10 protein-coding genes and 1 pseudogene are annotated in these 11,998 nt (G+C 66.2%); 8 read left to right on the top strand and 3 right to left on the bottom strand.

Features of this window, described 5'->3' with window-relative positions; translation table 11 throughout:
- Positions 1 to 119 precede the first annotated feature (119 nt).
- The 3 genes and pseudogenes from QZY48_RS29320 to QZY48_RS29310 all read right to left on the bottom strand — a co-directional run.
- Positions 120 to 2,663 (bottom strand): hypothetical protein, encoded by a 2,544-nt coding sequence (locus tag QZY48_RS29320; RefSeq protein WP_295437309.1) that lies wholly within the window; start codon positions 2,661 to 2,663, stop codon positions 120 to 122.
- Positions 2,660 to 3,613, bottom strand: a complete 954-nt coding sequence (locus QZY48_RS29315; protein ID WP_295437308.1) for a DUF4007 family protein — start codon at positions 3,611 to 3,613, stop codon at positions 2,660 to 2,662. Before QZY48_RS29315 ends, QZY48_RS29320 begins: the two co-directional genes overlap by 4 nt.
- A 184-nt stretch (positions 3,614 to 3,797) precedes the next feature.
- Positions 3,798 to 4,283 (bottom strand): annotated as a pseudogene (locus tag QZY48_RS29310) (PLP-dependent transferase); the annotation flags it as partial.
- Between the two features lie 289 nt (positions 4,284 to 4,572).
- On the opposite strand from QZY48_RS29310, the gene QZY48_RS29305 reads away from it, so the two are divergent.
- The 8 genes from QZY48_RS29305 (at position 4,573) to QZY48_RS29270 (ending at position 11,923) form a co-directional block, all read left to right on the top strand.
- Positions 4,573 to 4,815 (top strand): molybdopterin-binding protein, encoded by a 243-nt coding sequence (locus tag QZY48_RS29305; protein ID WP_295437307.1) that lies wholly within the window; start codon positions 4,573 to 4,575, stop codon positions 4,813 to 4,815.
- A 39-nt stretch (positions 4,816 to 4,854) separates the two neighbouring features.
- Entirely contained in the window at positions 4,855 to 5,781 is a 927-nt protein-coding gene (locus QZY48_RS29300) for a family 2A encapsulin nanocompartment shell protein (protein WP_295437305.1), read from the top strand.
- The gene (locus tag QZY48_RS29295; RefSeq protein WP_295437304.1) at positions 5,756 to 7,603 is read left to right on the top strand and encodes a family 2A encapsulin nanocompartment cargo protein cysteine desulfurase; all 1,848 of its coding nucleotides are present in this window, start codon (positions 5,756 to 5,758) and stop codon (positions 7,601 to 7,603) included. Before QZY48_RS29300 ends, QZY48_RS29295 begins: the two co-directional genes overlap by 26 nt.
- Positions 7,604 to 7,825: 222 nt before the next feature.
- The gene (cysE, locus tag QZY48_RS29290; protein ID WP_295437302.1) at positions 7,826 to 8,689 is read left to right on the top strand and encodes a serine O-acetyltransferase; all 864 of its coding nucleotides are present in this window, start codon (positions 7,826 to 7,828) and stop codon (positions 8,687 to 8,689) included.
- A gap of 690 nt (positions 8,690 to 9,379) precedes the next feature.
- A complete protein-coding gene (locus tag QZY48_RS29285; protein ID WP_295437300.1) occupies positions 9,380 to 9,901 on the top strand; it encodes a hypothetical protein in 522 nt (173 codons plus the stop codon).
- Positions 9,902 to 9,920: 19 nt separating this feature from the next.
- A complete protein-coding gene (locus QZY48_RS29280; protein WP_295437298.1) occupies positions 9,921 to 11,378 on the top strand; it encodes an FAD-dependent oxidoreductase in 1,458 nt (485 codons plus the stop codon).
- Positions 11,379 to 11,414: 36 nt separating this feature from the next.
- Positions 11,415 to 11,576 (top strand): hypothetical protein, encoded by a 162-nt coding sequence (locus QZY48_RS29275; RefSeq protein WP_295437296.1) that lies wholly within the window; start codon positions 11,415 to 11,417, stop codon positions 11,574 to 11,576.
- An 11-nt stretch (positions 11,577 to 11,587) separates the two neighbouring features.
- Positions 11,588 to 11,923, top strand: a complete 336-nt coding sequence (locus QZY48_RS29270) for a TusE/DsrC/DsvC family sulfur relay protein (RefSeq protein WP_295437295.1) — start codon at positions 11,588 to 11,590, stop codon at positions 11,921 to 11,923.
- Positions 11,924 to 11,998 lie beyond the last annotated feature (75 nt).

Below are 11,998 nucleotides of genomic sequence, written 5' to 3'. Positions count from 1 at the left end.
TATGAAAAGGGCATCAGCCTATCGAAGAAATTGATGGAAGACGTCGAAGCACGGTTGAAGCGCAGCCCGACCTTGCCAAAATATGACATTTTTATCAAGCCTATTCTCGGGTAATATTTTTAACAGAAATCACCTAAGCGGAAGCGCTCGATGGCAAAGCGCTCAGGGCGCCTGGCCAGCAGTTCCAGTTGCTCGCCGCCGAAGCTCGGGCAAAAAGCGGAGTCTTCGTACAGTGCGATTTCTCGTTGATGGGCAAGATAGTAGGCCATTAGCAGGATCGGCACAACGCCCGGCCTTACCCCGTGGGGCGGCGTACTCAGGGCTGCGAAAAGATCGGGCAGCGGGAGGGGTGAACCTTCGTGGGCGAGCAGGTGTGCATCGAAAGCGTCGAACAGTGGACCGAAGCGATAGGGGTCGGATTCCGGTGGTCGGTGAAAGCCCCACACGCCGTTTTCCTGCCGATGCAGGCCGGGGGCGCGCAGCAGGGCGCGGTACATGGCCTTCTCGGGCGGGAATCTGGCGATTCCAAGGTCCTCCTGATCCGCGTGCTCGAACATGGCGATAAGCAGCTTATTGCGACCGGCCGCGGCCTGACCGGAGGGTTGATCGCGGTTGATCAATTCATTGCGCAGCAGGGGCGCATGGCGGTAGCAGCGATCGAGGATCATGGAGAGTGCGCGCTGAAGGTCCCCCTTGTCGCCAATGGGCAACTCGCCGCCTTGCCAATACCAGCGCGCCTCGCCCGGGTCGGCAAAGACCCGGCCAAGCTCTTGCTCAAGACGCCGCTCGGCCGCCGCCTGTTGTTCACGCAGTTCGCGCTCGGCGACCGGATCGCCTTGCAGCCCTTGGGCCTGTCGGTGCAGGGTTTCACCGGCCATGACCTCGATGAGGGCCTCCCGAAGCAAGCCTGCGTTGGTGCACACCACGGCTAGATCGCTGGCGGGCAAAGAGCTGAGGGTCTGAGCGACGTCTGCTTGGTCGTCATCCGCATCCAGCAGGAGTTGGAGCAGCCGCGGAGCAGTTGGATCGACATCCAGGTTAAGGCAACGATCCAGATCCGTGTAGACGGGCTGGAACCAGCGTAACGTGCCAGTGGCGATGCTGTGGCGGCGAGCGACCAAGGGGCGCGGCGCCGGGCGTTCGGCCAGGGTGGTCACGAGGTCAATTTCGCCGAACTCCGCGCGGGCGCGGGCGAATTCGCCTTCGAGGTCGAAATCGCTGCCGGCCCAGACGCGGTATTCGTTGCTGAAGCGCCGAAACTGGATGAGCGAACGGGCGAGCAGGTCGTCGATCAGGGGTTGAGCGTCGTCGCCGACACAGAGGGCGATGATCGGTGGCGACGCCTTGAGGTTACCTTGGGCGCCGATGATGTTCAATAGCCCGATGGCCTTGAGCAGGGCGATCTGCGCGGGCGGGGCGTCGCCGAGCCGTTCGAGTGCCGTCACGACCTCGTTCCAGCGGCGATGGGTGTGATGGGAGGTCGAGGCGGCGGGCTGGTTGAGGATGAAATAATCGTAGATTTCCGCGGGGGGGATGCGGTCGCCCACCCGGTCGAGACGCGTCAGGCTGTCGCGGAAGCCGTGGGGTTCCTGGCTGCCCAGATAGCTGAACAGGGTGCGCTCGTTCTGGGCCACGCGCTGGCACAGCGGCGGGAGCAGCAGGGCGGCGACCGGGTGCAGCGGGTAGCAGGCGGCGAGCAGGTCCGTGGCCGCGGTGAGCCCCAGGGCCGCGGGCAGCGCGCTTTCCGCCAGGAGTGCGGCGGCGGTCTGGGCCGCGCCGCGCCGCACCAGGGCTTGTTCGTCGGCGTCGAGCCGTTGGCGGCAGGCGGCGGCGACGATGCGAAGCGTTTGGTCGGCGGGGTCCAGGAAGGGAATGTTCTCGAAGCGGCCCTGGACCTTGGTCCACTCGTTGCGCAGGGCCTCGCCAAGGCGCTGGGCGTATTGCTCGAAAGATTGGTGGAGCAGAACCACAAGGTTCAGCGGCGCGCCTTGGTGGCGGACGGCGTGCTCGGCCAGGGCTTGCAGGAGATAGATGTCGTTGGCGCCGTGGCGGGCCTCGTACTCCAGGAACTTGCCCAATTCGTCGATGACCAGGAGCAGACCGTTGCCCTGGGTCTGGGCGATGGCGGCCTGCAATTGACCGATCACCGGGCCGACATCGCTGGGCCGCAGGCGCCCGCCCTGGGCCAGGTCTTCAAGCGTATTGAGGATGGCCGGGCGCCGACCCCGATCCCGCCAGAACTCGTTGGCCCCGTGTAAGAGCGCGGTGGCGAGTCGTTCGGACAGGGGCTCGGGACTGCCGGTGAGCAGGACGCAGCAGTGGCCGGCGGTGCCGGCGCCTAAGGTCGAGAAGCGCTCGGCCAAGGTGTGGTCGAACCGGGCCAGGACCTGCCTGGCAGCGACACCGGTCTCGTAGGTCTCGTCGCCGAGCAGATGGGACAGGAAGACGGCGAAGGATGACTTGCCGACCCCGTAGGGGCCGACGAGCGAGAAGGCGCGGGGTGCGTCGGTGGCGTTGAAGCCGCTGATGATGCGGCCCAGGGTGTCGAGGCTGCGGGCAGTCGGAATGTAGGTCTCCACACCTTCGAGTGAATCGATGTCGCGCTCCAGGTTGGCGGAGCGGGTGTAGTGGGCGTTGACGCTGATGCGCTCTTGCAGGCTCATCGGGGATCGGCCGGCTGGCCCGTGCGGTAGTGGGAGCGGAGGTAGTCCATAGGGTCAATGGTGTCGCGCAGGCTGTAGAGCTGGTGGACCCCGGCCTGCTCGCGCAGGACGAAACGCCCGGGGAGGCGGCGGATGATGCGCTCCAACTTGGTAATGAGGGCGTTTTCGGTCAGGCGGAAGACGGCGCCGAGGGCGGGAAACCCGGGGCGTCCGTACATCAGTTCGGCCATCGGCAGGGTGCGCAGGCCAATCTGGTCGAACAGGTCAGCGATGGCGTAGCCGAAGACGCCGTCGGGTGGCCCGTCCCGCTCCTCGGCGGCGGAGCGATGTCGGTGGGATTCGGGCAGCGCACGCACCAGTCCAAGCAGCGACAGGGGTGAGTCCAGGGCGTCTTCCAGGTGGACGCGAAGGCCGATGGCGGCAGGCTCGTACATGCGCATCAGGATGCGCAGATCAGTGATCATGGTCTTGGGCGGGGCCTTGTTGCCGAGCCGCTCCTGGACGAAACGGGTCAGGGCATTGCCGGCCTCGGGAAGCGAAAACTCGGCCTGGTGGAAGTGGTTGAAGAACCAGCGCCAGACGGTCGCCTGGGTGCCGTTGGTGGCGAGCAGCCAGTGGATCAGCCAGAGCGTGGCCTCGTCTTCCAGATAGGGGTCGAGCCCGTCCGCGGCGAACACGGCCTGACCCAGGGCGGTAGGGCAGAGACCCCCGGGTCCGCGCTCGGCGATGCGGGTGGCCTGGAGCCAATAGTGGATGGCGGCCACCATGTTCTTGCCGACGCCCAGGGTGACGGTGGACTCGTCCGCGTCGAAGGCGCGAGGGTCGGCGGCCATGGCCTGGAAACCCTTGGTCAGCCAGGCGTAGCGCAGGTGAAAGGTCTGATGCCGACCGAAGGACGCCTGGTCGAAACGGTACTCCTGGGGCTTGCGGGCGGGGGCGATGGGGGCCATGGGCTGGGCGTGACTCCTTACGGTCGCTGGCGGGGGTTTGAGGCCCGCGGCACCGCTGATCCGCGGTGGTGGCGATCGGTGCATTTGTTTGGGGGCTTGCGCGGGGATGATACACCGGGGCGCGCCAACCGAGACGGCGGGGTTGACCTCCGGGTTGCGCCGGTAAGTCCCCGTTTCAGAGTTTTTACCACATAGCCAGCGTCATGGACCGTGACCTACGGCGCAGTTGGTCGAGGTAGCTCAGATGCGTCCCCTCTGTGCTCGGCCTGCGCGAGCACGCGTCGGACCGCGGTCCGACTGGCGAACGCATCCCGCCCATGGAGCCGCCGAGGACGAGCCGGATGCGCCGGATACCCAGCGCATCGGCCAGCGCCATCTGCGCCCGGACCTGGTCCCGGATGGTCACGGCGGGGAAGCGCCGCAGGGCGTGACCGAAATCCGCCTTGATGTCCTCGATGTGCTCGATCCCGACCGAGACCCGGATCAGGTCCGGCCACACCCCGGCCTGGCGCTGTTCATCGTCCGACAACTGCTGGTGGGTGGCGCTGGCCGGATGGATGACCAGGGTCTTGGCATCGCCGACGTTGGCCAGGTGGCTGGCCAACTGGACCTGGTCGATGAAGCGCCGCGCAGCCTTGGCACAGCCGGCGATCCCGAAATTGAGCACCGAGCCGAACTCGACGCCTTGGTATTGGCATCGAGCGCCCGGCGGAAACCCTCCGGATCATCGCCATCCACGGCCTGGAATGGTGACCGACGATAGGAAGCCCCGACCGTGCTGCCAACCAAGAATTTCTGACATGGAACGCAGGTATTGCCTATCTGATTGTCATTTATATTGTTATGGCCTGAGCGGATATGCTTTGCAGAATTTCGCAGTTCCTTGCCGGGGCGGCATCAGGCATCCTCTTTCGCAGTTCGAGAGAGCCGGAGCCAGGTTAACCGTAAAGAGGTCGCCCATGTCCATTGCTGCAGTCAATGCCAGAAATCAGTTCCGTGGCAGGATTCGAGAAATCGTCGAGGGTCCCGTCATCTCCGAGGTGGATGTACAGACCGACGGCGGAGTCGTCACCGCCACCATCACGACGCGCTCCATCAAGCACCTGGGGTTGGCGGTCGGCAGCGAGGTCCTGGCCCTGATCAAGTCCAGCGATGTGCTCATTGCCAAACTCCGCGCCCCTGATGCCGGAACGACACCATAAGCTGGGCGTTCATACGCTCAACTCACTCAGAGGTAACAAATGGCTCAGAAAATTCAACATCACGCACTCGGCGACGTGGCGGCACGCCAACTGGCCAACGCCACCAAGACGGTCCCGCAGCTCGTAACGATCACCCCGCGCTGGCTGCTCCACCTCCTGCCCTGGGTCCCCTTGGAGGCCGGCATACTGCGACTCAACAAGGTCAAGGACCCGGGACAAGTGCAGGTGGCCCTGTCCCACGGCGACGAGGCCGAGCTCCCGGAGACCTTCGTCGACTTCGAGGAGGATCCCCGGGAGTACCTCCTCAATGCCCTGACCACGGTCGTCGACATCCACACGCGCGTCTCCGACCTCTATCGTAGCCCGCACGAACAGATCAAGGAGCAACTGCGCCTCACCATCGAGACGATCAAGGAGCGCCAAGAGCGCGAACTGATCAACAACCCCGATTACGGGCTGCTCGCGAGCGTCGACCCAGGCCAGCGGATCGCGACCCTGACCGGCGCGCCGACCCCCGACGACCTGGACAACCTGTTGGTCAAGCTGTGGAAAGAGCCGGCCTTCTTCCTGGCGCACCCGCTGGCGATTGCCGCCTTCGGCCGCGAGGCGACGCGGCGCGGGGTACCGCCGGCCACCGTCAGCCTGTTCGGTTCCCAGTTCATCACCTGGCGCGGTGTCCCGCTGATCGCCTCCGACAAGGTCCCGGTGGTCGACGGCAAGACCCAGATCCTGCTGTTGCGCGTGGGCGAGTCCCGTCAAGGCGTGGTCGGGCTCTTCCAACCCGGTCTGGTCGGCGAGCAGGGGCTGGGGCTCTCGGTGCGCTTCATGGGGATCAACCGCAACGCGATCGCGTCCTATCTGGTCTCGCTGTATTTCTCACTCGCGGTCCTCACCGAGGACGCCCTGGCGGTGCTCGATGGCGTTGAGGTGAACAAATTCCATGACTACGCGCACAGCTACAAGTAATCCGCAAGCGGGGCTGACGGGTGCCCTGCCGGACCCCCTTGCGGTTCAGTCCTGGCTGGACCGGCTGGCGGCAGAGGCCTTGACGTCACTGCTTGGCGCGCCTCCGGCGCCCGCGGGCATTGCGCCCACCTTCGTGCCGGCCTCGCCCTATGAACTGGCCCCGGGTACCTTTGCGCCCCAGGACCCGGGTGGCGACACCCTTGGTCGGTCGGCCGCTATCCCCGGGGGCCTGACGCCGCGGTCCTTCGGACTGCCGCAGGAGGACGACCTCAAGCACCTGTTGGCAGGCCTGGGGAGCGGATCAGCCATGGCGTCGGCTGGGCGGCCCGCCAGTGAAGCCTCCCCGTTCTACTTCCTGGACCCCCACGCGGCCACCTTGGATGAGCGGACCCTGGGGCCGATCCCGGGGGAGGCCCATCCGGGCTTCGACGTGCGGGCGGTGCGCCGTGACTTCCCCATCCTGGCGGAACGGGTCAACGGCCGCCCGCTGATCTGGCTCGATAATGCCGCGACGACCCAGAAGCCCAACGCCGTCATCGAGCGCTTGTCCGACTTCTACCGGCACGAGAACTCCAACATCCACCGCGCCGCGCACGAACTGGCGGCGCGGGCCACGGATGCCTATGAGGGCGCCCGCCGGACCGTGGCGCGCTTCCTGGGGGCCTCCTCCGCGGACGAGATCGTGTTCCTGCGCGGTACCACCGAGGCCATCAACCTGGTCGCCAAGGCCTGGGGTCCGCGCCATGTGGGGCCCGGGGACGAGCTCGTCGTCTCGCTCCTGGAACATCACGCCAATATCGTGCCCTGGCAGCAGTTGGCCGCGCAGACCGGGGCGCGGCTGCGCGTGATCCCGGTGGACGCCGATGGCCAGATCCGGCTCGACGAGTACCAGAAGCTGCTCAACGAGCGCACCAAACTCGTCGCCATCAGCCAGGTATCCAACGCGCTCGGGACCGTCACGCCGGTGCGCGAGGTGATCGAACTGGCCCATCGCGTCGGGGCCCTGGTCCTGGTGGACGGCGCCCAGTCGGTCGCCCACCTGGCCGTGGACGTGCGCGCGCTGGACGCCGACTTCTTCGTCTTCTCCGGTCACAAGATCTTCGGCCCGACGGGGATCGGGGCGCTCTACGGCAAGGCGGAGATCCTCGAGGCCATGGAGCCCTGGCAGGGCGGCGGCAACATGATCGCGGACGTGACCTTCGAGCGGACCCTCTACCAGGGCCCGCCGGCCCGTTTCGAGGCCGGGACGCCGAACATCGCCGATGCGGTCGGGCTGGCCGAGGCCTTGCGCTACGTGGAGCGCCTGGGGCTCGCAAACATCGCGCGCTATGAGCACGAACTGCTGGGTTACGGCACCCAACTCCTGCAGGCGGTGCCTGGTCTGCACCTCATCGGCACCGCACGGGAGAAGGCGAGCGTGCTCTCCTTCGTCCTGGACGGCTACAGCCCGGCAGAGGTGGGGGACGAGTTGAACCGCGAAGGGATCGCGGTGCGCGCCGGCCACCACTGCGCCCAGCCGATCGTGCGCCACTTCGGGCACGAGGCGACGGTGCGACCCTCGCTCGCCTTCTATAACACCGCGGATGAGCTCGATACGCTGGCCGCCGTGCTCCAGCGGCTGGCCAAGGGGCGGCGGACCATCGTCACGCCGGGTGCCGAGCAGGTGCAGGCGCCAGCGGAACGCAGGGTCTTTGGGGACTGGACCGGCCCCGCGGTCACCCGCCCCGATGGTGCTTGGCAGGACACCGGGGTCAGCAAGGACGACGCGGCCAGGGTCACCCGGCCGGGCGTCGTGGCCCTGGAGGGGCAGGCGGCGCCCTGATCGGCCGGGCCGCGGCTCAGCCCGTTCCCCGCGCCCGCGCCCGCGACCACATGCCGGCGCGGGAGCGGGGGCGGCGAGCAGTCAGCGACCTCCCTTCTCCTCACCCTGTCCTCGAAAGAGCGCGAGCGTGGTTGGAATCGTCAAGATTTCTATCGACTCCGTTCCGTCGTGACATTCACCATCGAGGCCGGGTGCCAGCACCGGCAACTGGAGAGACACGCCATGTTTCGTTCAAGGTCGGGCCGCTTGACGCTGGTCCCGCTGGATCAGCCGGATGCCTTTACCGACGCCCTGTGGAGCCGGCTGCGGCGCGAGGCCCAGGAGGCCTATGCCGCGGCGCCGATGCTGGCCCCGCTGTTCTTCGATTCGATCCTCAACCAACCCAACTTCGAGGCCGCCGTCTTCCATCGGATCGCCGCCCGGCTGAAGAACGACGTGATCTCGCTGCCCCTGATCGTGCGGGCCTTTCACCGGGCACAGACGGCGGACCCGGGGGTCGGTGAGGCCCTGAAGGCCGACATCTCCGCCGTGTTCGAGCGCGACCCGGCGTGCGAGCGGCTGATCGAGCCCTTCCTGTACTTCAAGGGCTTCCATGCCATTCAGGCACACCGTCTGAACCACTGGCTGTGGCATAACCAGGAGCGGGATTTCGCGCTCTATCTGCAGAGCCGCTCCTCCGAGGTGTTCCAGACCGACATCCACCCGGCCGCCCGGTTCGGGCGCGGCCTCTTCCTGGACCACGCGACCGGCCTGGTGGTGGGGGAGACGGCGGTGATCGAGGACGACGTCTCGCTGCTGCAGGACGTGACCCTGGGCGGCACCGGCAAGGAGGCGGGTGACCGTCACCCCAAGGTCCGGCGCGGGGCCATGATCGGCGCCGGGGCCAAGATCCTGGGCAACATCGAGGTCGGCGAAAACGCCCGCGTGGCCGCGGGCTCGGTGGTGCTGCGCGACGTACCGGCGCACGCCACGGTCGCCGGCGTGCCCGCCCGGGTGGTGCGCACCGCCACCCCGGATGAGCCGGCGCGCAGCATGGACCAGGACCTGATCGAGTTGTCCTACGCCTCCTTCACCTGGACGATTTAATGGGGCGGCGCGATGAGGCGAGCCGCAGGCCAAGAAGCCCGGTGCCCGGAACACGATCGGTCCGGCGGGGTTCGTCATCTGCCCAACGCCGTGCCACGGATGGAGTCCTCGCCGTGCGCTGCTCGGGCCGGTCACGCCCCCGGCCCTGGCCGCGGCCCTGGGTCTACTTGGCCATTTGGCCATATTCGCATTGACCCTTAGATCAGAATTCACTAAGCAACGCAGATAATATGATGGACCGCCAGGCGAGGCGCCGCACTATACTGTAGGGTCATAGGGCGTTTTTTCCGCAGTTCGACATTCACCTTGACGAGCGCGCGACCCGATCTACCCATTTTCGACCGCTGGCCGATTTCATGGCCCATGCGCCGACTCAGGGCGGATGGGAATCATGAAGAGTCACGCATTGAAACTGTTTGGATCCATTTTTGGCGGCGGTGGGGCAGCGCCGGGGCGCTATCCCGAATCGGAGATCGCCGCTGCCATTGAACGCGCCGTCGTCGGCACCGATTCACGCCTGCGGTTTTTGCCGGGTTATGCCAAACGCCTGCGTGCCCCCGTCATCCATGCCATGGCGCATGTGCGCGGGCTGGTGGCCGGCATCCCCGCGCCTTTGGCGGCCGGGCGCGGCGCACATGGCGCCGAACCACGCCTCGCCGCGGTGTTCGCCTCCGCCGTGGAGATGTTCGATTGGAACGGCGGGGTTTCGCGCATCTGCTCAACCTGGCGCGGACGCGCATCGCCGAGGTCTGCCTCGAGCGTGCGGCACTCGCGCACCAGCGTGATCTCCTGCAGCGCCGGTTCAGGGTGCCGACGCACCGGGGCTGGCGCTTTGAGCGATCGTTGGGCGCGCACCCGCACGCGGCGGCGGGACTTGCCGAACTGGACACCATCACACACCGATTGGACGCCCTGGGCGTGAACCAAGGCGTCTTGCCGGTGCACCTGGACATCGTCGCCGAACTGCTCGGCCAGGCCGAAAGTCATTTCTGGCGCGAGGATGTCACCCTGCATCTGGACGCGATGAATATCAGGCGCGATCCACAGGACCCGGCGGCGCGCCGGATCGTTTTGCAGGAATATCACGACGCCCGTGGTCGCCGCTTCCTCCCGTTGCTGATCCGCCTTGCACCCGGCGAACTGCCGGGACGCGAAGTGTCTGTCGCGGCGGCGGAGCGCGGCCTTTCGCGACCGGGCCTTTCTCAACCTTAACCGAATCTGGAGTCTGTCAGTGGCACGTATCGTTATACTCGGCGCCGGTATTTCCGGTCACACGGCCGCCAGATACCTGGGCAAGTGGCTCGGCAAGCAACACCAGGTCATCATGGTGTCGCCGCGGCCGACCTGGAATTGGGTCCCCTCGAACATCTGGGTGGGCGTGGGTGAAATGACGGAGCGCCAGGTGACCTTCGAGTTGGCCCCGCTTTACAAGAAACTCAACATCGATTTTCGCCAGGCGAGCGCCCAGTCCCTCTACCCGGAAGGCGACGCCGAACACGCGAGCCCCTATGTCACGGTCGAATACACTGATCCCCAGCGCGCCGGTCAGACCGAAGTCATCGAGTATGACTACCTGGTCAACGCCACCGGACCCAAGTTGAATTTCGCCGCCACCCCCGGCCTGGGTCCCGAGCCGGGCTACACCGTATCGGTCTGCACGCCGCCCCACGCGCTGGAGGCAAATCGCCGCCTGCAGGCGGCCATCGCGGCCATGAAGAATGGCGAGGACAAGACCTTCGTCATCGGCACCGGACATGGCATGTGCACCTGCCAGGGTGCGGCCTTTGAGTATATCTACAACGTCGACCACACCCTGCGTGAGGCCGGGGTGCGGGAGCAGGCGCGGCTCATCTGGCTCAGCAACGAGTACGAGTTGGGCGACCTCGGGATGGGGGGCATGCACGTCTCCAACGGCGGCTATGTGACCAACAGCAAGCTCTTCGCCGAGTCGCTGATGGCCGAGCGCGGGGTGCAGTGGATCACCCGCGCCCATGTCACCAAGGTCGAGCCGGACAAGATCCACTATGAGCAGCTCGACGGCACCTACCACGAGATCCACTTCGACTTCGCCATGCTGATCCCGCCCTTCGCGGGGGTCGGGCTCAAGGCCTTCGACCGCGCGGGCGCGGACATCACCGCGGCGGTCTTCGCCCCCAACGGATTCATGAAGGTCGACGCCGACTATACCCCCAAGCCCTATGAGGACTGGCGTGCGCGCGACTGGCCCAAGACCTACCAGAACCCGAGCTATCGGAATCTCTTCGCCATCGGCATCGCCTTCGCGCCCCCGCACCCGATCAGCAAGCCGATGAAGAGCGCCAACGGCACCCCGATCAGCCCGACGCCACCGCGCACCGGAATGCCCTCCGCGGCGATGGGCAAGGCCGTGGCGGCGAGTATCCGTGACATGTTGAAGGGCGCGCCCGCGCCGACCCACACCGCCTCCATGGCGAAGTCGGGTGCGGTCTGTGTGGCCTCGACCGGCGCCCATCTCTTCAAGGGCACCGCGGCCAGCATGATCGTCTTTCCCGTCGTCCCGGACCGCGAGACCTATCCCGAGTATGGACGGGATCTTAAACTCACCTCCGTCGAGATCGGGCTCGCCGGGCACTGGATGAAGTTTCTCCTGCATCACCTCTTCATCTACCAGGCAACCCTGCGTCCCGGTTGGTCCATCCTTCCGGATTGACGCGTCCCCAGTCCACCATCAGCGAGACACACAGCGATGACCGGCGAAACCCACGAGCCCTACCGGCAGGATTACTATCCCCCGATCCCCACCGGATTCACCAAATACCGGCGGACCTCCATTATCTGGCAGTTCTTCCGCCTGATCGCCATCAACGTCAAGATCCTCAAGGTCATGACGAAATCCGCCCAGGGGTGAAGGAGTGAGCGATGACAACCATGCAAGTCGCGGTCGGCGACCTCAACAAGAAGGGCTTCCTGGCCCACTTCGACGATTGGAACCCGGACCTCGCCATCGCGTTGGCGGCAGCGGAGGGACTGACCCTGACGGCCGGCCACTGGAGCGTGATCAGGTTCCTGCGGGATTACTACGCCACCAATGAGATGTCGCCCAACCCGCGGCTGGTGGTCAAGGCGGTCAACACTGAGATCTCGCCGCATGTTCCCTTTAACCGCAGGGATCTGGAAACCCTGTTCCCGCACGGCGGCTGCAAGCAGGCCTGCCGGATCGCCGGACTCCCCGACTATTTCTGCCACGGCTGCTGAAGGGCGCCCTACCCCAGCCGTGGCCTCACTGCCGTTAAGTTAAGCGCCGGCGCCCAAGCGCCCGGAGTCCAAGGC

Source organism: uncultured Thiodictyon sp. (genome assembly GCF_903828115.1).
Lineage (GTDB): Bacteria > Pseudomonadota > Gammaproteobacteria > Chromatiales > Chromatiaceae > Thiodictyon.
This window is presented reverse-complemented; position numbering and strand designations above follow the sequence as displayed.